20 protein-coding genes are annotated in these 25,506 nt (G+C 47.8%); 11 read left to right on the top strand and 9 right to left on the bottom strand.

Going from position 1 to position 25,506, the window contains the following annotated elements; genetic code table 11:
- Nucleotides 1–94: 94 nt before the first annotated feature.
- The 3 genes from A8O23_RS15230 to queA all read right to left on the bottom strand — a co-directional run bounded on the left by A8O23_RS15230 (nt 95) and on the right by queA (nt 4,837).
- Nucleotides 95–2,743, bottom strand: a complete 2,649-nt coding sequence (locus tag A8O23_RS15230; RefSeq protein WP_066622823.1) for a PAS domain S-box protein — start codon at nt 2,741–2,743, stop codon at nt 95–97.
- Nucleotides 2,744–2,953: 210 nt separating this feature from the next.
- Nucleotides 2,954–3,604 carry a CatB-related O-acetyltransferase gene (locus A8O23_RS15225; protein ID WP_066622816.1) on the bottom strand — a complete coding sequence of 217 codons (651 nt, stop codon included), beginning with the start codon at nt 3,602–3,604 and terminating at the stop codon, nt 2,954–2,956.
- Nucleotides 3,605–3,790: 186 nt separating this feature from the next.
- Nucleotides 3,791–4,837: a tRNA preQ1(34) S-adenosylmethionine ribosyltransferase-isomerase QueA gene (queA, locus tag A8O23_RS15220; protein WP_066622814.1), complete on the bottom strand. Its 1,047-nt coding sequence runs from the start codon at nt 4,835–4,837 to the stop codon at nt 3,791–3,793.
- A gap of 236 nt (nt 4,838–5,073) precedes the next feature.
- Between queA and A8O23_RS15215 the strand changes: the two genes are divergently transcribed.
- From A8O23_RS15215 to uvrA, 11 genes are all read left to right on the top strand, one after another.
- On the top strand, nt 5,074–6,330 hold the full coding sequence (locus A8O23_RS15215) for an ABC transporter permease (RefSeq protein ID WP_066622812.1): 1,257 nt from the start codon (nt 5,074–5,076) through the stop codon (nt 6,328–6,330).
- Between the two features lie 217 nt (nt 6,331–6,547).
- Entirely contained in the window at nt 6,548–7,411 is an 864-nt protein-coding gene (locus tag A8O23_RS15210) for an LOG family protein (RefSeq protein ID WP_082883094.1), read from the top strand.
- 184 nt (nt 7,412–7,595) lie between these two features.
- Nucleotides 7,596–8,222, top strand: coding sequence for a PepSY-associated TM helix domain-containing protein (locus A8O23_RS15205; protein ID WP_066622809.1), 627 nt, complete (start codon nt 7,596–7,598; stop codon nt 8,220–8,222).
- 51 nt (nt 8,223–8,273) lie between these two features.
- Nucleotides 8,274–9,017, top strand: a complete 744-nt coding sequence (locus A8O23_RS15200) for a hypothetical protein (RefSeq protein WP_066622806.1) — start codon at nt 8,274–8,276, stop codon at nt 9,015–9,017.
- Between the two features lie 137 nt (nt 9,018–9,154).
- The gene (locus A8O23_RS15195; protein ID WP_066622804.1) at nt 9,155–10,036 is read left to right on the top strand and encodes an AraC family transcriptional regulator; all 882 of its coding nucleotides are present in this window, start codon (nt 9,155–9,157) and stop codon (nt 10,034–10,036) included.
- 77 nt (nt 10,037–10,113) lie between these two features.
- Nucleotides 10,114–11,256: a family 16 glycoside hydrolase gene (locus A8O23_RS15190; RefSeq protein WP_066622802.1), complete on the top strand. Its 1,143-nt coding sequence runs from the start codon at nt 10,114–10,116 to the stop codon at nt 11,254–11,256.
- Nucleotides 11,257–11,413: 157 nt separating this feature from the next.
- Nucleotides 11,414–14,134, top strand: coding sequence for a T9SS type B sorting domain-containing protein (locus tag A8O23_RS15185; RefSeq protein ID WP_153042230.1), 2,721 nt, complete (start codon nt 11,414–11,416; stop codon nt 14,132–14,134).
- A 477-nt stretch (nt 14,135–14,611) separates the two neighbouring features.
- On the top strand, nt 14,612–17,302 hold the full coding sequence (locus A8O23_RS15180) for a PKD domain-containing protein (protein WP_066622792.1): 2,691 nt from the start codon (nt 14,612–14,614) through the stop codon (nt 17,300–17,302).
- A 129-nt stretch (nt 17,303–17,431) separates the two neighbouring features.
- The gene (locus A8O23_RS15175) at nt 17,432–17,866 is read left to right on the top strand and encodes an energy transducer TonB (protein WP_066622791.1); all 435 of its coding nucleotides are present in this window, start codon (nt 17,432–17,434) and stop codon (nt 17,864–17,866) included.
- A gap of 74 nt (nt 17,867–17,940) precedes the next feature.
- Nucleotides 17,941–18,522, top strand: coding sequence for a hypothetical protein (locus A8O23_RS15170; protein ID WP_066622789.1), 582 nt, complete (start codon nt 17,941–17,943; stop codon nt 18,520–18,522).
- Nucleotides 18,523–18,885: 363 nt separating this feature from the next.
- Nucleotides 18,886–21,903 carry an excinuclease ABC subunit UvrA gene (gene uvrA / locus A8O23_RS15165; protein ID WP_082883093.1) on the top strand — a complete coding sequence of 1,006 codons (3,018 nt, stop codon included), beginning with the start codon at nt 18,886–18,888 and terminating at the stop codon, nt 21,901–21,903.
- Nucleotides 21,904–22,026: 123 nt separating this feature from the next.
- On the opposite strand, the gene A8O23_RS15160 is transcribed toward uvrA, so the two are convergent.
- The 6 genes from A8O23_RS15160 to A8O23_RS15135 all read right to left on the bottom strand — a co-directional run bounded on the left by A8O23_RS15160 (nt 22,027) and on the right by A8O23_RS15135 (nt 25,422).
- Complete coding sequence (locus tag A8O23_RS15160) at nt 22,027–22,323, bottom strand: hypothetical protein (protein WP_066622786.1); 297 nt, start codon at nt 22,321–22,323, stop codon at nt 22,027–22,029.
- 189 nt (nt 22,324–22,512) lie between these two features.
- Complete coding sequence (locus A8O23_RS15155) at nt 22,513–23,172, bottom strand: DUF4142 domain-containing protein (RefSeq protein WP_161486749.1); 660 nt, start codon at nt 23,170–23,172, stop codon at nt 22,513–22,515.
- Between the two features lie 109 nt (nt 23,173–23,281).
- Nucleotides 23,282–23,875, bottom strand: a complete 594-nt coding sequence (locus A8O23_RS15150; RefSeq protein ID WP_066622781.1) for a DUF4142 domain-containing protein — start codon at nt 23,873–23,875, stop codon at nt 23,282–23,284.
- Nucleotides 23,876–23,948: 73 nt separating this feature from the next.
- Nucleotides 23,949–24,515: a DUF4142 domain-containing protein gene (locus A8O23_RS15145; RefSeq protein ID WP_082883091.1), complete on the bottom strand. Its 567-nt coding sequence runs from the start codon at nt 24,513–24,515 to the stop codon at nt 23,949–23,951.
- Between the two features lie 203 nt (nt 24,516–24,718).
- Complete coding sequence (locus A8O23_RS15140; protein WP_066622774.1) at nt 24,719–25,186, bottom strand: hypothetical protein; 468 nt, start codon at nt 25,184–25,186, stop codon at nt 24,719–24,721.
- A 50-nt stretch (nt 25,187–25,236) separates the two neighbouring features.
- Nucleotides 25,237–25,422: a hypothetical protein gene (locus A8O23_RS15135; RefSeq protein ID WP_066622771.1), complete on the bottom strand. Its 186-nt coding sequence runs from the start codon at nt 25,420–25,422 to the stop codon at nt 25,237–25,239.
- Nucleotides 25,423–25,506: the final 84 nt, after the last annotated feature.

The raw sequence follows: 25,506 nt of genomic DNA, 5'->3' as shown, positions 1-25,506 counted from the left end.
GTTACAGTTAGCTCTGCCTGCAGGCAACCCTGTTTTACCCCTACTTTTCAAAAACCAAGGCGAAAACGTATCACAAGAATTACCTTGGCACCAACTAAAACAACAGGGTAAAAGTAGTACCCACGTTCACTTCACTGTCTACCAGCAGCAGTCCGCCCATGGCTTTCGCCTGAGACTGCGCAATGTACAGCCCCATGCCTTTGCTGTCTTTGTGTTTGTGGAAACGCTGGTATAATCCGAAAATACGTTCTCTGAAACGACTAAGGTCAACACCAAGGCCATTATCAGAAAACTGCAGCGCGGGTCGTCCCTGCAAATCCACTGCTTTCACTACTATTTGCAACTTCCGGTCTGGCGAGCGGTACTTGATAGCGTTTGTGAGCAGGTTCAGCAAGATACTGTGCATGTACCCTGGGTTGTATTCTACTTCCGGCACCGCAGAAAAATCGGTCTCTAGGGTGGCACCTGTTTCTTTCAATAGCTCCTCTACTGAAGCCTTTACTTTTTCAAAGGCATCTTGCAGGTGTACCCGCTCTTTCTTTACTTCCACCCCATTCCGGATCACCAGCACGTCCAACAAATCATCAATTACAGTGCTGAGCTGCAAAGTAGATTCTTTGAATTTCTCTATCAGCAACTTGTTTTGACCATCGGGCATTTTGTCCATGTCAATCAAGTTGACAATTCCTTTGAGGTTAGAGAGGGGCGCCCTCAGATTATGCGAGGCAATAAATGAATACTGCTTTAGATCTGCGTTGTTCTGTGAAAGCTCAGAGATGAGAAGCTCCCGCTCCCGTTCATATACTTTGCGCGCGGAAATATCGCGCATCATGGTAAGCCAGTGGGTGATTTGGTTCTGCTTGTTGAATATGGGAATCAGTGAAACATGTGCCCAGAATTTCTCTCCAGATTTCTTGTACCCCAGCAGTTCTGTTTCATGTGCTCGGGTATCTTGTATGGCTTGCTCCAGTACTTGCAGGGCAGCCATATCTGTTTCTGGCCCGCTAAGCAGCAAGGGCTGTTTGGCTATCACTTCCTCTGCTAAATAGCCTGTCAGATCAAGGTAGGCCTTGTTGCAGAATATAGTTCTGGGCCTAAGCTTCGACTTTGGGAACACCTTGCTTACCGCAATAGCCTCATGAGCGTTTTTAATGACAGACTCCAGCAGTTTTAGCTGTTGCTCCTCTTTCTTTTCCTGCGTTATATCAGTGAGCAGGGCAAAGAAATTTTTTACCTGCCCTTGGTCATCAAAGAGGGGCTGCACCTGTAATCTGATCCAGCACTTTCGGCCGGACTTGGCATATTGCAACAGCTCACACTCAAACGGATGCTTTCTTTCCAGTTGCTGCCTAATGTACTGCATGACGGCTCGGTCAGTTTCCTCGCCATTCAGAAATTGACCAGGAGGTGAGCCTTGCACTTCATCTAGCGTATAACCTGTGATTTTAGTAAATGAATGGTTTACCCACTGCACTTTAAAATCGGGCTCCAGTATAATTACACCGTTAATGGTTTCTTTGGCAATAACAGAAAGTTTACGGAGCTCTTCTTCTGCTAACTTTTGCTCTGTTACATCCTGCAAAGCCCCTACCATTCTTATAGCTTTACGGTTCTCGTTTCGTACTATAAATCCACGCTCAGAAACATGTTTGCAATTGCCATCGGCTTTGATGATGCGGTATTCCATGCCCCAATGGTCTTTGTCAGGATCTTCTAAAGTGGCTGCTAATGAGGCTACTACTTTTTCACGGTCTTCTGGGTGCAATCTTTTCTTCCAGGCCTCCAAAGATGAGTTTTCTTTGGTACGCCCCAACCCGAACATTCTTTCAAAGCCTTCACCCCAGCGCATTTCATCAGAAGGAATGGCCCAGTCATAGATGGCATCATTAGTGGCGGCGGCGGCCAGATTGAACCGCTCGTTGCTTTCACGCAATGCTTGGTCAGCTAATTTATTTTCCAAAATAAGCTGCAGCAGGCTACTCACACTTTCTAAAGAGGCTTCTTCTTCTGGAGTTGGTGCTTTGGGCTGGTTGTAATAGACTGAAAGGGTACCCAGTACTGATTTGTTGGCGCGCATGATGGGAAACGCCCAGCTAGCTTTCAACCCACAAGAAAGGGCAAGCTCTTTTACATGCTGCCACCTCTCATCTTGCGCAATATCAGTGGCAATTACTTTTTCGCCAAAATAAGCCGCTGTACCGCAAGAACCTGCTGCCCTGCCTATGGTAGCTCCATTTACTGCCGAGGCAAAAGGAGCAGGCAAACTAGGTGCGGCAATCATGAACAGTTGACTTCCCTCAAGGCGCATGCAAGAGCATATCATGCCTTCATGGATCTTCTCAATACCTGCTAAGTAAAAGGAAATGATTTCTTCTAAAGTACTGCCTGGCGTAGTGGTTTTTTCCAGTACTTCTTTGCCTAAGCGTTCCAGCTCTTGCACACGCCTAAACTCGGTAAGCTCTTCTGTACTAGCAAAGGCAGATCCGCCAACAGAAAAAAGATTAATCTGCCTGCGGGCTTCTTCCAACTCCTGCCGCACCGTTGCCAACTCCTGACGCATGCTTTGCAAAGCCTGGCGAGCCTGCTCTAGTTCCTGATCAGGGGTAGACACAGCATTATCAGCTGAAGAAGAAAATGTAGTAGCGGGAGTACCCACAGAAGGTAAATGACCTTCGGTACTGTGCTGCCTCCATTGTTCTTCACTCCGCTGCTGCGTAGGGCTGTTTTCGTTATTCGCTCCCATTCAACACATTATCTAAGCCATCAGATTCACATAAAATGCTTGTAAGTTCCTCAGGCATGGTACTCCCTTTTTTACGGCGCGGCCAGCTCTACAAACAAGTTTATTTTATAAAGTTAGGATTATTTCAATAAAATCAGTTTTGGGCTACAAATAATTTTTTGAAAGAAAACAAGTATAAACCATTGGTTTTCAAACAATCCTAACCGCCTGCTACAGCATTTGCGCCACCTCTGCCAACCCCTCCACATCTGAGGAATTTATTAATTGCAGGTGCTCGGTTATCTTCTCAACAGGCCAATGCCACCATGCCACGTTCAACAGCGTCTGAACCTGCTCTGGGCTGAAGCGCATCTTTACCACCTGTGCCGGATTACCGGCCACCACGGCATAGTCGGGTACGTCTTTGGTCACTACAGACTTTGTCGCGATGACGGCTCCATTACCAACTTTCACGCCCGGCATGATCACCGCCTCTAACCCAATCCAGACGTCATGCCCTACTACTGTGTCTCCTTTAGAAGGATATTTCTCGTGTAGCTCAACACCTTCCATCACTTTCTCCCAGCCATTTCCGAATATACCGAAAGGATAGGTAGACACAGGCTTTGTTTCGTGGTTGCCGCCGTTCATGATAAACCGCACCCCAGAGGCCAGAGCACAAAACTTTCCTATAATGAGTTTGTCTCCTAAAAAATCGAAATGGTAAAGAACATTCTTCTCAAAGTTCAGAGGGTCTTCCAGATCATCATAATAAGTAAAGTCTCCAATCTCAATTAGCGGATTTTTAATGATGTTTTTCAGGAACACCAACTTGTGATGATGAGGCAGCGGATAAACCGTGTTTAGATTTGGGCCTTGCATGGCGTATGCGTTTATGAGCTGTTTTTACAAAATGCGCCCCAAACTACTGAAAAATTTAAACCGTTGGTTCTGATCAGGTTGCAATAATCAAGTTATTGTTTTAGGCTTCTTTTTCAGAAAACAGGCCTAAAACAAAAAGCCCCGCCAGTTTTTCCGGCGGGGCTTTTTGTTTTAGGAAGATGCAACTTACAGAATCAGCATAACATCACCGTAGCTAAAGAAGCGGTATTTCTCTTTGATAGCGGTTTGGTACGCTTCCATAATCAGGTCATATCCACCAAAGGCAGCTGCCATCATGAGCAGGGTAGATTCCGGCATGTGGAAGTTCGTGATCAGGCTGTTGGCAATTTTAAAGTCATACGGAGGGAAGATGAACCGATCAGTCCAGCCTTCGTTAGGCTTCAAGCGGCTGTTGGCCGACACAGATGACTCCAACGCACGCATAGTAGTGGTTCCGATGGCGCAAACGCGTCTTTTAGCGTCAAGCGCACGGTTTACTATTTTACTCGTTTCTTCCGGCACAAAGAACTGCTCAGAATCCATTTTGTGCTTGGTCAGGTCTTCTACGTCTACCTGGCGGAAAGTACCTAACCCTACGTGCAGGGTAATAGGAGAAACGTCTACTCCTTTCAGTTCAAGACGCTTTAATACCTCTTTGGTGAAGTGCAGACCTGCGGTTGGCGCCGCCACGGCACCAGTTACCTCTGCGTAAACTGTTTGGTAACGCTCCTGATCTTCTGGCTCCGGCTCGCGCTTAATGTACTTAGGCAGCGGCGTTTCGCCCAGATCATGTATGGTTTTGTAAAAGTCCTCGTCAGAACCGTCAAATAAAAATTTGATGGTACGGCCTCTGGAAGTAGTGTTGTCAATCACTTCTGCTACCAGATCGCTCTCGCCGAAGTAAAGTTTGTTACCTACTCTTATTTTACGGGCAGGGTCTACCAATACATCCCACAGGTGAATGCGTTGGTCTAGCTCGCGCAGCAAGAACACCTCAATTTTAGCACCGGTTTTCTCTTTGTTGCCGTACAGGCGGGCAGGGAACACCTTTGTGTTGTTAGACACCATTACATCACCTTCATCAAAGTAATGAATGACATCTTTGAAGATTTTGTGCTCAATTTTACCGCTGTCGCGGTGCACTACCATCATGCGTGCTTCATCACGGTTTTGGGCCGGATGGCTAGCCATTAACTCAATTGGCAGGTCAAACTTGAACTCGGATAATTTCATATTTAATATTACGGTATTAAAATATTTCCAGAAATAGAGGGCAAAGGTAGGCAGTTTAGGTGAATTTATCTTACTTTCAGCCCAAATATGTGTAGGTATAGCTATTTTCTATAGTCTGCCCAGGTCTTGATGTAATAAATCCCGTCTTTGAACGACTGATAAAGAACCAGTTGCACCTGGTGTGTTTAGCAGCAACCAAACCCATACTCCTCCCTAATATATTTCGCTCATTCTCTATGGTTTATTTACGCCTGATATACGAGAGCTTTGTCTTTGCCATGCAGGCGCTTAAATCAAACCTGTTGCGCACTATTCTTTCGTTGTTGGGCGTAACCGTGGGTATTTTTGCCATTATCTCGGTATTTACCATTGTAGATTCTCTGGAGCGTAGCATACGCCAGAGCATGAGCTTTGTGGGGGAGCGCATTATGTACGTGGAACGGTACCCCTGGATTTTCAGCGACGGCAGCAACATACCATGGTGGAAGTTTGCCCAGCGCCCACCCGCAACGGTGCGTGAGTACAAATACCTGTACGAAAACTTAGAAAATGCCGAGGGTGTGGCCATTGTAGCCCGCCGCGGGGGCAATACCTTTAAGCACCAAAACAACAGCATGAGTGGCATTATGCTACAGGGTGTGTCAATGGACTTCAACAAAGTGGCCGAAGTACCCATTGAAGAAGGTCGTTATTTCACCCAACAGGAGGTAGATGGCTCACGCAACGTCATTATTATTGGGGCCGAGGTGGCTGAAAACTTGTTTCCCCATAGCAACCCATTAGGGGGCGATATCCGGATCAGGGGCCAGAAATTCACCGTGATTGGCATTATGGAGAAGCAGGGCGCTGGCTTATTTGAGGGTATGCCTACTAATGACAAAAACGCCTATGTGCCGTATGGCGCCTTCGGGAAGATGTTTGCCAGCGGCCCGCGGGGAATACAGCCTGTGCTCATGATTAAAGGCAAAGCCGAAGATGCCGGGCTGCAAAACCTGGAGTACGAGGTAAAAGGCAAGATGCGCACCATCAGGGGTCTGAAGCCTTATGAAGAAGACAACTTTGCCGTAAACCGCTCTGAAATGATGGCCGACGCCATTAGCGATATGTTTGGCATTATTGGTTTTGCCGGCGCCATTATTGGGGGCTTCTCTATTTTGATTGGGGGTTTTGGCATTGCCAACATCATGTTTGTGTCAGTGAAAGAGCGCACCAACATCATTGGCATTCAAAAATCATTAGGCGCAAAAAACTTTTTCATTCTGTTCCAGTTCCTGTTTGAGAGCGTTTTCCTGAGCCTCATTGGCGGGGGCGTGGGCATTTTGCTCGTTTCATTGATAACCTTTATTCCCATGGGCTCGTTGGAGATTATCCTTACGCCGGGCAACATTCTGCTGGGGCTTGGCGTATCGGTGGTGATTGGGGTGCTGTCGGGTATTATACCCGCTGTTATTGCCGCCCACTTAGATCCTGTAATTGCTATCAGGTCAAAATAGACGTTTGTAGTCAGACATTACTAGCAAGATTTTATCAATGTTCTACTTATAGGACTAACATATCTAACGGAGCTAAAAGATAACGTTTATCGGCAAACCCTATTCCCTTATTATAAAATCCAGTATCTAATATCTAGATACTAAAATCTATTCCTATATTGACGCCCCTGTTTTCCAAAACACGTATGGTAAAATAGGCTAATTTCAAAGATGAGATATGACGAAGCTGAGAAAAGACAGTAAAACAAAGCTACAAGACGAGGTATCTAATGCTGGCAGCGGCAGAACCATTGTTCAACCCAATGCCAACGACAATAAAGCAGAATCTTTAGCCGAGGCAAAGAAAAAAGCCCAGGAAGAAGCGCCTCTGCTCACTGAAGATGACAAACGCATACGCGAGGCTTTCACGAACAAAAACTGGAACGAAATTAAGATCGCCGACTCATGGCAGATCTTCAAAGTGATGTCTGAGTTTGTGGAAGGTTTTGAGAAAATGGCCAAAATTGGTCCGTGCGTAAGCATTTTTGGCTCGGCCAGAACCAAAGCAGAGAACCCTTACTACAAAATGGCCGAAGAAATTGCCGCCAAACTGGTGCGCCACGGCTACGGTGTTATTACTGGGGGCGGACCTGGTATCATGGAGGCGGGTAACAAGGGGGCTCATTCTGAGGGCGGCCGCTCTGTGGGTCTGAACATCCATTTGCCGTTTGAGCAGTTCAACAACATTTACATTGACTCTGACAAACTCATTAACTTTGACTACTTCTTTGTTCGCAAGGTAATGTTTGTGAAGTACGCCCAGGGCTTTATTGTTATGCCGGGCGGCTTTGGCACCTTAGACGAATTATTTGAAGCCATTACGCTGATCCAGACCAAAAAAATTGGGCAATTCCCAATTATTCTGGTAGGCAAGTCTTACTGGGGCGGCCTGTTTGACTGGATCAAAGATGTAATGCTGACACAGGAAAGCAACATCAGCCCAGAAGATCTGGACCTGGTACACATTGTAGACAACGCCACCGATGCCGTGAAAGTCATTGATGATTTCTACAGCAAATACCTGCTTTCTCCAAACTTCTAAGCAAGAGAAGAAAGGCTGTTTATGGCCTGTTTTCAGAAAAAGAGCCCGGAAACATTTCTGGGCTCTTTTGTTTTTACAGCTCAGTCAGGCACAGTAAAAAAGTGCTGCTACAGACAAAGAAACTTCTAGAAGACACTAACTTGGCAAAAACAGAGTTTATTCTAATACATCCATTTCATTTTTCGTGACCGACACCACCAAAAGACAGCGGCAGGCGCGTGTGCTTCGCGATTTCCGAAAAGTACACCGTATTACTGGGGTACTGCTGTTTGTCTTCTTTTTCTTTATTTCTGTTACAGGGCTGCTGCTGGGCTGGAAGAAACATTCTGGCGGTATTATTCTAGCTAAAACGCACTCCGGCACCTCCACCAACCTACAAGACTGGCTACCGGCAGACAGCCTCACCACCCTTGCCTTCCAAGCCGTTCAAGACTCTCTGGGGCCGCAAGAACAGTTAACCTTAGACCGCATTGACATGCGCCCTGACAAGGGATCTGTAAAATTTCTCTTCAAGGAAAAATACCTAGGCGTGCAGCTAGACGGCGCCACCGGCCAACTACTGCACATAGAAACCCGCCGCTCCGACTTTATAGAAAACCTGCACGACGGCTCCATTCTGGATAAAATTTTCGACTTAGACGGCGGTTTTCTGAAGTTGACCTACAGCACCGTAATGGGCATAGCCTTACTTATTTTCACCATCACTGGTTTTTGGCTCTGGTATGGCCCCAAGCGCATGAAGCAGGGAAAACTTTCTACCATAGGCAATTCATCTGGAAAGCTTTCAGAAAAACGCCCTTCCCACTCCTAAATATTAAGAAGAAAATGGTAGCTTGAGAAAGCAAAGAACTCAAAGGATATAATGAAAAACATTCTTCTCCTGCTACTGTTTCTTTTGACATTAGTTGGTTGCCAACCAACCCAACAAGAACCGTTGGAGGTAAGAAAAGAGTGTGTCTACCAAACCGATAATCCCACGCTCAGAATTTATAATGATGCTCTCATTGAACTGGTGGAGACTAGTTTCTACAATTATTATTTGGGCGATCATTTAAAGGATGTTCCTTTTGACACCACCTTTAATGAAAACACTGCAGATTCTGCCAGTTTGAAAAAAGAAATAGCCAGAATCAATTCAGAACTTGCCAAAGCTCAACATAAAACTTTCAATAATCCTGCACAATGGTGCACTGTGTATTTAGATACTGCATGGAGGGGTTCTCATGTATTTAAAAGCATGGCAACTAAACGACCTAATGACAACCTGAACCATAGACTACAACAATCTTTAGAGTTTAATATATCTGAATGGAATTTAAGCCATTTAGACAGTTTCAAGACGATGCAGACTGATTTCACAGCTAAAGATTTTCAATCCTGCACATTTAAAGTAGCACCCATAGATTCATTAGGCCAAAACAGTTCAACCTGCGAAACAATAAGGGTGCAATTTTCAAAAGCTGCCTTCAACTACAATAAAACGAAAGCATGGTTATACTATGAATTTATGTGCGGCAGCAGATGTGGCGTTGGCGAAGTACTGCACCTTGAAAAGTCTGGAGAAAAATGGGAAATCAGGAAGTCCGTTATGCTCTGGATTTCATAAAAAGCCTAAGCACATATCCGAAGCCCGCGTTTTCAGCCTCCTTTTTGAAAAATAGCCCTAAAACGTAATCTCGCAGTGGCAAAACCTTATTATTTTGCCGGTACTACTTATCTTGCTGTATATTTTCAACGGCGAACATGCCTCAGCCTCAAGACATACAGCACTTTCAATTTCTCCGGAACAAATACGGACCGGAGCTGCTGCTAGACGTGGGACGGGTAGAAAGCCTGCAGAACTTTGTACTTGACCAAACACCGCATACGCTAGCTTTCTATGACATTCTTTTTGTTACACATGGAAGCGGCACGTTTAGTTTAGATCAGGTACAACACGACTTACAACCGGGCAAAATTATTTTCACCACCCCTGGCCAAGTACGTCGCTGGCAAACCATCAGCCCCGTGCAAGGCTACACTCTTTTCTTTGAAGAAGGCTTCACCACGGCTTTTTTCAATGATCCGCTGTTTTTGCACCGCTTCGAGTTCTTCCATAATCAAGCCAGACCCAATGCGCTGTGCACCTCGGCAGCAGAATTTCAGCAGCTAACCCAGCACCTTGAGGCGATTGAGCAGGAGTTCCGGCATTTGCAAAACGACAGTCCGCACATGATCAGGGCCTTGTTTTACCAGATGCTGGTTTGGCTGAACCGCCTGTACGCCCAGCAGCACCGAACTGTTGCCGACACCGAGGGCAACCACCTCATTTACTCTTTCCGGAAGTTGCTGGAAGCCCACTTCCGGCAGCACCACCAGGTACAGGAGTACGCTGATCTGCTGCACATTACCCCCGTGCAGCTAAATGAAATGACACGCCGCTATTTCGGCACCACGGCCTCTTCACTCATCAAAGGCCGGTTGCTACTGGAGGCTAAGCGTGAGCTTTTGTATACTTCCAAAACAGTGGCTGAAATTGCCTTTTCCCTGCACTTTTCAGACACCGCCAACTTTAACCGTTTCTTCCGGTCAGGCACCGGCCTTACTCCTAAAAGCTATCGAGAGCAGTCAGCTGCCCATGCGTAGCAAAATGACCATATTCTCTTTAAAAACGACCTGTTTCCAGTTCTCCACTTCTTCCACCTTTGCATTGTCTGTTTCACATGAAGAGCAAGCAAGAGATGAAAGTAAAAGTAGGGGCAGTGGTTTTAATGGTTTGGGCAATAGTAAGCACAGCCGCCGCCAACCACATAAGAGATTTTATACCTTCTGGCTGGCAGCTACCGGCAGGCAACGCGGGCATGGTGCATTTTAAAGGGGAAGAATGCCTTTTTCTTGAAAAGGGAGTGGCCCTGCTGGGTAGTGAAAAGCTACAGAACGGCATTTTAGAAGTAGACATAGCCGATGACAACGGCAACGGATTCGCTGGTTTGGTTTTCCGGCACAACGGCCAGGGCACCTATGAAGAAGTGTACCTTCGGCTGCATAAATCGGGGCAACCCGATGCACTGCAGTACTCGCCCGTACACCAAAACAGCACCTCGTGGGTTCTGTACCCCGAATTTCAGGCTACTTCCACTTTTGATTTAAGTTCTTGGACTCATCTGAAAGTGGTGGTACAAGGAGATTCAGCCACGGTGTACGTTAATGATGCTACGCAGCCCACTCTGGTTATCCCTGATCTGAAACTCAATGGTCAGTCTTCGGGGCAATTTGGAGTAAAAGCCATTGGAGGGGCTTATTTCAACAACTTCCAATTCACTCCGCTGCCTGAAACAGCCTTGGCTTCTGCTGTTGCAACGGTTACCGCCCCAGCTAATACCATTATGCGCTGGCAGGTTTCGCCGGCACAAACAGTTCCAGATCCAAACGCTCCTGCTTTTCCCCAGCCATTGTTATCTAAGGTTTCTTGGAAAGAGCTCACACCAGAACCGTCGGGCTTATTGAATCTAGACGCCCACTTTCTGAGAAAGGCAGAACCCAATCACCAGAACGCCACAGAAGAATTTGTGTGGCTAAAGGTGGAGGTGTTTTCTGACCATGATCAAACCAAACAGCTGTTCTTTGACTATTCCAACAAGATCCAAATCTTCCTGAATGAGGCGCCTCTCTTCTCCGGCGATAATAGCTTCAGGGCGAAAGGGCGAACCTTTAGAGGAGACATAGACAAGCAGCTTCAAACTACTGCCGTTTTTTTACCCTTAAAGAAAGGAAAGAACACAATGCTGCTGGCTTTGGCATCTACCGCAAACGGCTGGGGAATATTAGCCCGCTGGGCAGATCAAAACGGAATAAAGCAACTATAGGCTCTTTTTCTGTTTTTACCCTCCTTTTCAGAAAACAGGGCAAAAACAGCATTCAAAAACGTATTTGTAATAAATTGAAAACCACCAATCTATTGCTAATCTGAAGTCCAATTCAGTAAATTTGTGTTCCCCATCCATCACAATTTACTAGGTTCTCTTGCGAGCTTCTCTTTTTCCATCTTGGCGGCTTCGTCTGTTAGGTGGGTTTGCATTCTTATGGCTTTTTGCTTTTCAGGCATTGGCCCAGAAACAAAGTGCTATTTGGTACTTCGGTAATCACGCAGGCCTTGACTTCTCCTCGGGCAGCCCCGTTCCTTTGCAAAACAGCGCCATGAACACCTCTGAAGGCTGTGCCACTATTTCAGATAATGATGGTAATCTGCTTTTTTATACCGATGGCCTCACCGTCTGGAACCGCCAGCACGAGGTCATGGCAAACGGAACCGGCCTGATGGGCAACGGGTCTACCGCGCAGGCGGCAGTAGCCATACCGGCACCTGGTAATAGCCAGCGCTACTATATTTTCACGAACGATAACAACGCCCGAGCCAATGGACTTAGGTACTCTGTCGTTGACATGACACTGCAGGCGGGCATGGGTCAGGTAACAGAGAAAAACATATTTCTTTCAGAACCAGTCTCTGAGATGCTAACCGCAGTGCGGCATGCCAACGGCACCGACATTTGGGTAATAGCCCATGATTACGGCAACAATTCCTTCAGGGCTTTCTTAATCTCGGCACAGGGTATTTCAGCACAGCCTGTCATTAGCCAAACCGGACAAATTCATACAGCAGACAACAGTGGCTCAAACGCCATTGGCTGCATGAAAGTAGCAACGGACGGAAGAAGACTGGCCGTCGCTTCGTTTGCTATTGGGGCCGAGGTATATGATTTTGACCCTGCCACCGGTCAAGTGTCTAACCCCATTAAGGTAACTCAAATAGTAAGAGGGTACGGAGTAGAGTTTTCACCAGATGGCTCTAAATTATACATTACCACCAGTGGCAACACTGAACTGTTTCAGGTAGATCTAAAAGCAGGCTCTCCGGCACAAGTTGCCGCATCGGCCACATTAATCTCACGCATTGGGCAAGATGGCGCCACCCGGTACGTGGGCGGTAGCTTACAGGTAGGTCCCGACCTGAAGATATACGTAGCCCGACCTACCAGCCAGCATTTAGGAGTAATTGAAAACCCCAATGCCTTAGGCATAGCCTGCCGCTACACCGACCGCGGCCTGTTCTTAGGAGACGGATTGAGCATGTGCGGCCTTCCGGTGTTTGTGCAGAGCTTCTTCAACTATGATTATTCTCTACAGTTCTCAAACCTCTGCTTTGGTGAAAACACGCGCTTCTCGTTAAACGCACCTCCCTTAACAGTACCAGTTTCTGTGGTGTGGGACTTTGGTGATCCTGCCTCAGGGCCTGACAACACGTCTACTCTACTGGCCCCTTCGCACAAATTCTCCGCACCCGGTACCTACACCGTAAAGCTTACACGCACGGTTGAAACTACCCTGGAAGAGTACAGTTCTACAATAGTTATCAAACCTTTGCCTGCGGTAGATTTAGGAGCCGACAGAGCTATTTGCCCTGGCAGTAGCACCATTTTAGATGCCACCCTTCCTAACGCCACCGCCTACAGATGGAGCAACGGCAGCACTCAGGCCACGCTACAGGTAAGCCAACCCGGCACCTACTGGGTTGAAGTCACTGCCGGTGGCTGTACCGCCCGTGATGAAGTTGTTGTCACGCTTTTACCCGTACCTCAGGTAGAATTAGGACCAGATCGCCAGCTTTGCGCAGGAGAAACGTTGGTTTTAGACGCCACTACTACAGGAGTAAGTTACCTTTGGCAAGATGGCAGCACAAGCCCCACCTATACCGTCACAACCGCTGGTCGGTATCAAGTGACCGTCACCAACGCCGACGGCTGCTCTTCAACCGATGCCTTGGAGGTGTCCTATAAGCCCTTGCCCGCGGTCAACCTTGGCTCAGACCGTGTGCTGTGCTCCGGTGAGCCTTTAGTGTTGGGTAGTGCGCAGCCTAACGCCACCTATCTCTGGCAAGACGGCTCTACCAACGCCACCTTCTCCCCCACCGCCAGCGGCACCTATTGGCAGGAGGTGACCATAAACGGCTGCTCCGCCCGAGACGAGGTCAACGTGACATTTAACCCGCTGCCCTTGGTGAACCTTGGCCGCGACACCACCCTCTGCGAAGGTCAGACCCTGTTGCTGGATGTCTCCCGCCCCAACGCCACCTACAGATGGCCAGACGGCAGTACGGAACCAAACTTCACAGTGAGCAGTGCCGGCACCTACTGGGTGGAGGTCACCAACGAGTTCAACTGCACCACCCGAGACGAGGTAAAAGTGCATTACCTCACCCCGCCCACCATAGAACTAGGCAATGACACCACCCTCTGCTACGGCGACAGCTTAGTGGTGGGGCAGGTATTGCCCGGCGTCACCTACCTCTGGCAAGACGGCTCCACCCAGTCCACTATCACCATAAAGAAACCCGGTACCTACCGTCTCACCGCCTCACTGCAGCACTGTAGCCAGACCGATGCCATCACCGTTAAGTTCAAGGTCTGTGTGGGCGGGCTGTTCATCCCTAACATCATTACTCCCAACGGCGACGGTCTCAATGATGCGTTCTTTATCATGGGACTCATTTCTACAACCCTTGAGGAAAGAGGCGAAAGGTGGGAACTCACCATTTTTGACCGCTGGGGCAAGCGACTCTATGAAAACAAAAACTACCTGAACGACTGGGATGCTCAGGGAATAAGTGAGGGAGTGTATTTCTACCATCTGCGCCATAACAAAGACGGCAGGGAGTTCAAAGGTTGGGTAGAAGTGGGGCGGTAACTGTAGCTTAAAATCTAATTTATTTGTGCTGCTAGAGGCGTAGTCTCTAATTAAAGCACTTTTCGTTAAAGCTGTTTAACCCGCCCTTAAAGGTGGGGGAATATCTGAACGAGACAAGAATTCAATATTTTATAAATGCGATTTAGCGCGCCCCTCACTGGAATGGAGGGTACTTGCCACATTCGTGCACAATTTCACTTTCTTTTTTTGCGGTTTAGATTGTATCCTCAAGTTACACCACCCCCAACTGATTACTTAAACTGTTTTCAGCCTTCTTTTAAAAAAACAGATCAAAAACAGGAATTCAGGCTCAGCTCCTGTTGTGCATCAGTACCACGGCAGACATATTTTCAAGACTTTTCTTTATCATCACCCGAAGAATATGACCTGAAGATCCTTACCCTAATCTGTTCATTTTCTATTGCTTAAATTATTTTAATATCGTTATTTTAGCTGTCACCCTGGCGGTTCTAACTTATGACTTCTCGTCTGAACCTTCTTTCTTTTTGGTTTTTGGCCTTTGTCGCCATGCAACTTTCTTTCTATGGTGCGCAGGCGCAGCGATACAACAACAACTGGTACTTTGGCAGAAACGCTGGTCTTAATTTCAACACATCGCCACCCACTCCATTAACTGACGGGAAATTATCAACAGACGAAGGAAGCGCTTCCATTTCTGATGCCAACGGTAACTTGCTTTTCTATTCAGACGGCCTTACCATCTGGAACAAGAATCACCAGGTCATGGAGAACGGCACTGGACTTTTTGGGCATCCCTCCACCACCCAAGCAGTTATCATTGCCCCCACCCCGGGCAAGACGCATTCATACCACGTTTTTACCCAAGATTATCAAGGACGGCCCAACGGCTTGCGGTATTCTGTGGTAGATTTAAGCAGGCAAAATGGTTTGGGCGAAGTGGTCACTAAAAACGAGTTGCTGCAAGCGCCCACAACGGAGATGATGGCGGCCACCTTACATGCCAACGGACGTGACATCTGGGTTCTAGCCCATGAATTGGGCACGAATCACTTTATAGCCTTTTTGCTTACATCTGCCGGGCCAATTGCTACGCCGGTTATCAGCAGCATCGGGCCAGTTTACAACCCAGGGAACAATGGTGAAAATGCGGCTGGGCACATTAGGTTTTCTTTAGACGGCAAAAAAGTGGCTGTTTCTTCCACGGTTTCGGTAGACCTTTATGATTTCGACCCAGCCACGGGCCAACTCTCCAACAGGCGCAACATTTCCTCGGTGCCCAAGGGCTATGGGGCCGAGTTTTCTCCTGACGGCACTAAACTTTATGTATCTGAACGCAGCAACTTTGATATTATACAACTAGATATAACCGCCGGCACTGCCGAGGCCATTTCCGCAACGGCTACTTCCCTAAGAGCGAATGCCATATACGCACTTCAGCTTGGTCCGGACCATAAAATTTATGCGGCCGGTCCCACTGGGTTAGGAGTTATTGAAAAACCTAACGAAAAAGGGACTGCAAGTATTTACTTGGCAAGAAATGTCAATTTGGCCGGGGGCATTTCTACTTTGGGGCTTCCTTCCTATGTCCAGAGTTTTTTTTCTAGCCCTGCTAATGGCATTACCTTCTCTAACACCTGCTTCGGGGACGAGACTCAATTTACCTTCCATGAAACATCCGCTAGCCAAAGCCCTCTTTCTGTCCGCTGGGATTTTGGTGACCCGACCTCTGGTTCAGCTAATTCTTCTACTTCCCTTTCAACCACACATGTTTTTACCGCACCGGGTACTTACACGGTAAAACTCACCCGCACATTTGCTGACAAGGTGGAGGAACATTCCATAGCCGTGACCATTCTGCCGGTGCCCGTTGTCAACCTTGGCCCAGACAAATTTATTTGCCCCGGTAGTAGAACAGTGTTAGATGCCACCACGCCAGGTGCTACGTACCGCTGGAGCAACGGCAGCACTTCACCCACTATTACCGTGGGGGTGGCAGGCACTTACTGGGTGGATGTTTTCAATGCCAACGGCTGTACTTCCAGAGATGAAGTTGTGGTCTCCTTACTGCCCGTTCCTGCTCTTGAGCTAGGTCCAAATCGAGAGCTTTGCCAGGGTCAAACTTTGTTGCTGGATGTAACGCTCCCCAATGTAACATACATCTGGCAAGACGGCTCTACCAACCCTACTTTTACCGTGACCGAGCCCGGCACCTATGAGGTCACCGTTACTAACCAGTCAGGCTGCTCCAGTACAGACGCCATAACCATAGGGTTCATTCCTCTGCCAGACATAGATCTGGGCCCTGACCGTCAGCTGTGCGAAGGAGAAGTGTTATTTCTGGGTAGCCATACTCTGCCAGGCGCTACCTACCGCTGGCAAGACGGCTCTACCAATGCCGGCTTTTTCCCGAAGCAGAGTGGTACGTATTGGCAGGAAATAACCATTAATGGCTGCACTTCCCGAGACGAGGTGAACGTCATTTTTACTCCACCGCCTACTGTTAACTTAGGCAACGACACCACGCTCTGCCTAGGACAGACACTGGCTTTAAATGCTTTCCAATCTGATGCTACTTACAAATGGCAGGACGGCTCTACCCAACCCATCTTCATGGTTTCTGAACCTGGTACCTATTGGGTTGAAGTCACTAATGCTTTGGGCTGCACCGGTAGAGACGAGATTCTAGTTTACTATTTAACGCCACCTTCCATTGAGCTGGGCTCTGATACCACACTCTGTTCAGGAGATGTTTTAACCGTGGGCCAAGCTCTGCCCAATGTCACCTACCTCTGGCAAGACGGCTCTACCGGTCCTACCTACGCTATCAAGGAACCTGGCACATACCGTGTCACGGCTTCTTTGCAGCACTGCAGCCAGACCGATGCCATTACGGTCAACTTCAAAAATTGCGTGGCGGGTTTATTCGTTCCCAACATTATTACGCCGAACGGCGATGGCGTCAATGATACCTTCTTCATCCACGGGCTCCTTAAACCTAACGCTGGAACCACTGGCGAAAAATGGCAACTGACCCTTTATGACCGGTGGGGCAAAGTTCAATACCAAACAGACCATTATCAGAATAATTGGGCCGCGGAGGGTTTTAGCGAGGGCACGTACCTTTATTATTTGCAGCACAACCAAGAAGGGCGCACCCTAAAAGGCTGGGTAGAGGTAGTGCGGTAACTACCGTATCTATGGGTTTATCATGCTGTTAGCCGCTATGTCCGCTTCCTATTTTTTAGCTTATTTTTTGAAAAGCAGGCCGAAAACAGGAAGTTAGTAAAGCTAAGGAGTTTTAGCTATCTTGAACCTATGCGCCTTTCTTCCCTCCTGTTCTGGACTTGCATTTCCTTCTACCTTTTGAGCTTGGGTTCAGAAGTGTTTGGACAAACCGCTCCGGCAAAATGTACCTCCACCCTGGACTCCCTTACCAACCGGCAGGTATACACACAAGTGGATAGCATGCCCAGCTTTCCGGGCGGGCTTTCTGAAATGTTTAAATTTATTTCTAAAAATATAAGATATCCCTCTAACACAAGAGGCTGCTATGAAGGATTTGTAGTGACATCTTTTGTAGTAGAACCTGATGGAAAATTAACCAATGCCAAAATTCTGAAAAGCCTCTTTGAACCAGCCAATCTGGAAGTACTACGAGTTCTAAGCCTCATGCCGCTCTGGATTCCGGGAAAGTGCCAAGGGAAAGCCGTTCCTACAATGTATGTGATTCCGGTGAGGTTTGCTTTATAGTAATTGTTATGGCTATCCGTTTAATAAAAATCTGGTTAGTGATTTCATGGTGTAGCAGCTTTTACAGTTGTGGCATGAAGGGCAATACAGAGCATACGGTAGAAAAAAGCATTACTTTGATTACTCTTGGCTACACTGACTCTGCCAATGAACAAAACAAAGGTCATGGCATCGCTAAGTACCTTTTTATTGATTTAGAAAATGATAGTATTGTAATTTATGAAAGAGTCACGCATTACGACACAGCTATTTACACGACAAGATCACAGTTATCTGGCCGGGTTTATGGACTAAGCAAGAATCCTAAAATTTTAAGCTGGTTTCAAGGTTTCATGATTTTCCCGTCCGGCAATCATATTCCTCCTTATGAAGAAGGAACCTTATATTGTGGAAATTCCTATTTAGTTTTCCTCCAATCAGACACTCTTACCAAAGCCTTGGCTTTTCACCATCAGCAGGCTTTTCAGGATTTAAATATGGTGGTAAAAGCCATTGTTGATTCCAGTGCAAAAACTCATGCCTTTCAAACTCAAGTCAATTTAAAAGAAGACAGTATTCTAGGGCGAATTCTTTCTAATCTTGATTTTGATGATTTCATGGCCGTGCCACCTCCGCCGCCAGATGCACCTCCTCCTCCACCACCTATTAATAGATAATAGCCACCACTTCCCTAGTACGCCCACAAGATCCTTTCAGGATGACAAAAGAGGAGAGAGAGGGAGAAGAGGGAATGAAAAAAGTATGAGACCTGCTTATCTGAGCTCCAAAGAAATAGCCGTATCTCAAAAGACCTCGTAGCGTCCGGAGGACCTGCGAGCGTCTGTGCCAAAAGCGTTTCCGGCCTCCTTTTCCAAAAACAGCCTCAAAACACCCACAACAAACCACCACCAAACATCTAAAAACATTCTCCCTCTACCCAAACTATTCTGCCCTGAAATCGGTTAAGAAGAGATGGGTTTGCCGCTGCTTTTCTAGCGAGCAAATACCTACCTTTGCTGTTTAAATTGAACTGATTACGGATGTCTGTAAAAGATACTGACGCTACGCCTGTAGCTAATAATAACCTAACCGCGGATGTACCCTTTATTGAAGTGTACGGAGCCCGCGAGCACAACCTCAAAAACATCAGCATTAAAATTCCGCGCAACGAGCTGGTAGTCTTTACCGGTATTTCGGGTAGCGGAAAATCTTCACTGGCTTTTGATACCATTTACGCCGAGGGCCAGCGCCGGTACATGGAGACATTCTCGGCCTACGCCCGCTCTTTTTTGGGCGGCCTGGAACGGCCCGAGGTAGACAAGATTGAGGGCCTGTCGCCGGTTATTTCCATTGAGCAGAAAACCACCTCGCGCAACCCCCGCTCCACCGTGGGCACCATCACCGAGATTTACGATTTCCTGCGCCTGCTCTACGCCCGTACCGCCGAAGCATTCAGCTACGTGACGGGTGAGAAGATGATGAAGCAGTCTGATGACCAGATTGTGAGCCATATACTGGAGCATTTCAGCGGCAAGCGCACCATGATTCTGGCGCCCGTAGTAAAGGGTCGGAAAGGCCATTACCGCGAGCTGTTTGAGCAGATCCGGAAGATGGGCTTCATCAGGGCCCGTATTGACGGGGAACTGGTAGAGCTCACGCCCAAGATGCAGGTAGACCGCTACAAAATCCACGACATTGAAATTGTGATAGACAAGCTGGTACCGAGCATAGAAGACCGTTACCGTTTGTCAACCTCTATCCAGAACGCATTGCAGCATGGCAAAGGCACCGCCCTGGCCCTGGATGTAGATACCAACATAACCCAGTTCTACTCTCGCCATTTAATGGATCCGGCCACGGGTATCGCTTATGACGATCCGGCTCCAAATACCTTCTCATTCAACTCCCCTTACGGAGCCTGTCCGGTGTGTAACGGTTTGGGCGAGATTGAGGAACTGACCGAGGAATCTATTGTGCCGGACCGCAGCGTGAGCATCAGCCGGGGTGGTATTGCGCCGCTGGGCGAGTACCGTGACATCTGGATCTTCTCCCAGATTACGGCCTTGCTCAAGCGACATAAAACCAGCTTAACCGCTCCTATTTCTGACATTCCGCAAGAAGCCTGGAACCAGTTGCTCTACGGCTTTGAAGAGGAAGACCCCAAGGGCAAGCGTGAGCCGTTCATCTTTGAGGGCGTCATGAGCTTTTTGAAGAAGCAACTGGAGTCTGACTCTGAGAACGTTCGGAACTGGATTCAGGAATACACCACCCAGAGCACCTGCCCCGAGTGTGAAGGCTATCGCCTGAAAAAAGAATCGCTGCACTTTAAACTGGACAACAAGCACATCGGTCAGCTGGCCGAAATGGACATTGCTGAGCTGGCCGGTTGGATGGCTAATCTGGAAGAACGCCTGAGCGAACGTCAAAACCTCATCGCCCGCGAGCTGCTCAAGGAAATCCGGAAGCGGATTGGTTTCTTAGTAGACGTGGGGCTGGAGTACCTGCACCTGCACCGCTCGGTACGCACCCTTTCCGGGGGCGAGAGCCAACGCATCAGGCTGGCCACGCAGATTGGTACGCAGCTGGTAGGCGTGTTGTACATCATGGATGAACCAAGCATTGGTCTGCACCAACGCGACAACGAGAAGCTCATCAAGGCCCTGCAAGACCTGCGTGACCTGGGCAACAGTGTAGTGGTGGTGGAGCACGACAAAGACATGATCCTGAACGCCGACTACGTGGTGGACATAGGTCCGGGTGCGGGTGTGCATGGTGGTCAGGTAGTAACGGCCGGTACACCAAAAGAAATGATGGAAAGCGGCACCACCACCGCCGATTTCCTGAGTAACCGCCGGGGCATTCCGGTGCGCAAACAGAAGCGACCAGGCAACGGAAAGAGTTTGATTTTACGCGGAGCCACCGGTCATAACCTGAAAAACGTGACGCTGGAGCTGCCGTTGGGCAAACTCCTGTGCGTGACGGGTGTGTCGGGCAGCGGTAAATCGTCACTCATTCATGACACGCTGTACCCTATCCTGAACAAGCACTTCTTCAATGCCAAGCGGGAGCCACTTCCGTTCAAAGCCATAGAGGGTCTGGAGCACATTGATAAGGTGATTGAGGTGGATCAAAGCCCCATTGGCCGTACGCCCCGCTCTAACCCCGCTACGTATACCGGTGTGTTCACTGAAATCAGAGCTTTGTTTGCGTCTATGCCAGAGGCGAAAATTAGAGGCTACGCGGCAGGCAGGTTCTCATTTAACGTGAAAGGAGGCCGCTGTGAGACTTGTGAGGGAGCCGGCATCAGAACCATTGAGATGAACTTTATGCCAGACGTGTACGTGCCCTGCGAAACCTGCAAAGGCAAACGCTACAACCGTGAAACGCTGGAAGTTCGCTTTAAAGGCAAGTCTATTACTGATGTGCTGGACATGACTGTGGAGCATGCCGTGGAGTTCTTTGAGTACCAACCCCGCATCTTGCGCAAAATCAAAACGCTGAATGATGTTGGTTTGGGTTACATCACTTTGGGTCAGCAGGCCACTACCCTTTCTGGTGGCGAGGCGCAGCGCGTGAAGCTGGCCACGGAGCTATCTAAGAAAGATACCGGCCGCACGCTTTACATTATGGATGAGCCCACCACCGGTCTGCACTTCCAGGACATTGAGCACCTGAACGATGTGTTAAACCGCCTGGTAGACAAGGGCAATAGCGTATTGGTGATTGAGCACAACATGGACCTGATCAAGATTGCTGACCATATCATTGACATTGGGCCAGAGGGTGGTGCCGGAGGTGGCACTATAGTAGCGCAAGGCACCCCAGAGGAAGTGGCAGAATCTACAATAGGCTACACCGCCCGGTTCCTGAAAGAGGAGTTAAGCACCAGCCACTATGTAGATGCTCCGGCCCCAGCCGTGGAAGAACCGGCAGAAGAGGAAGAGGCTCCAGAGGTGGCACCAAAGAAGCGCGGGCGTAAAAAGAAAGAAGACACACCAGCCGCTGATTCTGCCCCTAAAGAAAAGAAACAAGCCGGAAGAAAGAAGAAAGCAGAGTAGCGTTTCTGCCCTGTTTTCAGGAATTCAGCCCTAAATCAGAACCGCCCTTGCAGCCAAAGCAGCAAGGGCGGTTCTGTTAAAATAGCTCTGTTCTTCTCAGCTCAATAAAGTAGCCGAATAAGCTTATTCTTCCACTCCTTGTGGAGTCTGTGATCCTTTTGTTTTGGTTTTATTGTCTGCCTCTGGCTGCGGCGTATTTACAGTTGTGTCTCTGCCCGCTACCGTACTAGCATTCTCAAAGGTGGCGTTGTTGTTCGCCTCCGCAACCGGGCGGCTAGAAGTGTGCCCGGTGGCTTTTTGGTCTCCAGTCAATCCCCAGCCACTGCCGTGATCATCTGGATCAGTAGTAGAAGTATAGGTATTACAGGCAGCTCCTAAGAAAAGGGCACTGGCTGCAAAGAAAGGCATCAGTTTTTTCATGGCTATGTATTTAAAATCTTAGTCGGTTGTAGTTAGAGCTGCAAATATAGAAGCTATTCTCCGCACTAAAAAAAGGCATTTGTTTAGGCGCTTCTTCCGCTCATAATGTTCAGAACTTCTCTACTAAAAGCAGAGCCAATTATGCTATACGCACAATTGGCTCCCTCAGTAAAAAATATTTCCAGTGTTTTAGTCCACCGTGCCTTCCAGGCGGTCTGCAGCCTCTAGGTGAGCGCGCAAAGTAGGTAACGTTTTAGTAGCGAAGGCTTTTACTGCTTGGTTTTCAGCATTATTAGACTTTGCCTCAAACATAGCAATGGTCATTTTATGACTGGCCTCCATCATGTCCATGTAATCTTCATCAAATGCGGTTCCTGTTTTACCTTTCACCTTATCAAGCATTGCTTGGTGAGGCGCCAGCAACACGTTTGGTATTTCAGTATTCAGCTGACGCGCCACGGTCATCAACTCTTTGCTGGCGGCAGTATGGTGATCAATCATCATCTGCCCATAGCGTTTCACCTCTGCGTTAGCGGCATTTTGCACTGCCAGTCTGCCTGCCTCAATTTCAAGCATGTTGGCACTAGCCGCAGTAACTAAAAATGTTGGGTCATTTAAGTTTGTCACAGACGTTACATCATCCGCCCCTCCTACTGTACCCGTGCCAGTGGCTGTTGCGTTAGGATTTGAAGATCCGGCAACAGCGGCCCCAGGGCTTGTAGCACTGCCAGCTGTGGCATCAGTTGTCGTTTCAGCAGTTGTGGTGGTAGTACCTTCTGTGGTAGTACCAGTACATGCAGCGCCAAAGATCAAAGCGCCAGCCATCATTACTAAAGTTGTTTTTTTCATTGTTATTTTATTCATAGTTCCTGCTATGATATACGAGGGCGTTTCGGGCTTGTTCTATATTTGTTTATAGTAAGCACCATTAGATATCTTCTTCTGATGCAATAGGCGGTTAGTCAACTATATCTTCTACGCGGTCTGCTTCAAACAAATGAGTACGCAGCAGGGGTAGCATTCTGATGGCGTAGGCCTTTACCCGAACAGTTTGAGCACTGTTGCTCATCACTTCATACGTGGCTACCTGCTGCTCATGAATCGCTTCCATTTCTTCCATGTACTCTTCTTCAAACTTCTTTCCGTGCAATTCTGAAAGTTTATCTACCACGCGTTGGTGCTGGGGCAGCAACGTCAGAGTTAGGTTAGTTCCTATTTCAGAGGCGATGGCTTTAAGTTCTGAGTCTTCTTTAGAATGATGGTCTATCATCATTTGAGCGAATTTCTTTACTTCAGCATTAGTTGCTTTTTCAAGCGCCGTTCGGCCTAAGGAAATTTGTAGTAGGCTGTTGCTGGCAGCCTCCATTATAAACACCGGGTCAGTAAGCGCTCTGCCGTTTACCACACCTGTACTGGTGGGTAATTGTTGCTCTCTTTCAGGCGTAACAGAGGCATTGGCCGCAGTGTCTACCGAGGGTGTGAAAGTACTGGCTCTTTGGCAACTCATGCTGCTTATTCCCAAAGCCAGGCCTATTATCAAAATATATTTCATGGTGTAGAGAAGTTTTAACGTTCTAATTCAGTCTTTTCAGATCAGCTTTACTTAAGCGTAATGAGGGTTAAGGTTATGGCTGAGCATCTTTCAACGCCTGCGCCCTTTTCTGGTGTGCCTGAAGAGTTGGCAGCGCCTGCGAGGCGAAGTTTTTATATTCTGCATCAGCCCCATCTTCTGTGAACTCTTGAAATTTCTCTATCAGGTCTTCATGCTCTTTCTCCACTTTCTCTATGAACGCTTTGTCAAATTCCTGACCCGTTTGCTCTAGTGTCTGGTTGAATGCTTTCTGATGATTGTTGCCCATGCTGCTAGGAGTCATGAGATTCTTGAGATCTGATATTTGCTTTAACTGGTTATTTAGTTGCTCATGGTGGCTTAGCAACACCTGGCCAAATTCTTTGATTTGCGGATCAGTAGCCTTACTGCTGGCCAGGCGGCCCATTTCCTGCAGGTATAAATTGCTACTGGCGGTCTCGGCAACAAACCAACCTGCCTTCTCTGACTTACCGGTGCTTTCCAGCAGGTTCTCGTTGTGTTTACCTGCGGCATCAACAGAAGTAGAATCAGAAGAACCGCCACAGCTGGTCATAAAAAGAAGAGCAGCAGAGCAGCATAAAGTGGATAGATAGTTTTTCATAGTTAGATTTTGTACTGATGGCGTACTAGTGTAGTTCTCTTTTTTACGGCTCAACGGAGGCAGGGTTCATAACAGCCGTTTTGCAGCACCTCAGCAGCTTGACAGCCAGCAACAGAAACTGATGAGGTATAAAACAGAAAGCGGTGGCTCTGGAGCCACCGCTTTCTGTTTTATACCTGTTTTCCGGAAATCAAATCAAAAACTCACAGGCTTACGCCTTTCTTGCGGCCAGCCTCCCGAATGGCGTTGCGTACCGCGTCCTCGAATTCTTCGGGTATGGTATCAAAAGTTATTTCACCGGTTTGGCCGGAGGACAGACGGTAAATAAGCCGGTCATGCTGCACGCGCAGCAGGCTAATGGTGTCCCAAAGCAGCGTGAGCGGAGCTTGGTTGGGCATCAGTTTCAGTTCTAAACGTTCCTCAGTTACCTGCACATACCTGGTTCCGCCAGCCTTCCTTCTCTTTATAGAAATAAACAGGTAGGCTATGGCAATAGCCATTTGCAGCAAGGGCAGAATGTACTGCACTAAGTCTCTTTCTCCGGCAGTGTATTCTTTAAACACTCCGTACCCGCCCAAGCAAAAGAACACCACCGCCATGGCCAAATACATACGGGCCACTGCTGGTTGATTTGAGGTAGAAGGCGACAGGTTTAAAAAGAAAGATTCCATCTATCGGCAATTAGAATGAAAAAATAGAACATGCTCCTTGTCAGTAGAGGCTATTTAGGCGGATCCCCTTTTTTTTGACGGAGTGTTATCAAAATCTTCAGGATTACAAACATCATAAAGCCCAGGAATGACAACAGGGTCACCAGTATGTTAGAGTCTTCCAGACGCCACATCATAATCAGGAACGAGATCACCAACATGAAGTTCAGCAGCATGTTAGAGGAACGGGTAGTCATACGTTAAAAATAAGGATGTTAGTAAAGATACAGAATAGAGTTGTAGCCCCAAGGCCTTAAAACGTTTTGGGCCTGTTTTTATGA

Origin of the sequence: Rufibacter roseus, from assembly GCF_001647285.1 — a bacterium.
Classification (GTDB): Bacteria; Bacteroidota; Bacteroidia; order Cytophagales; family Hymenobacteraceae; genus Nibribacter; species Nibribacter roseus.
Note: the sequence above shows the minus strand (reverse complement) of the source record. Positions and strands in the feature narration are given on the sequence as shown.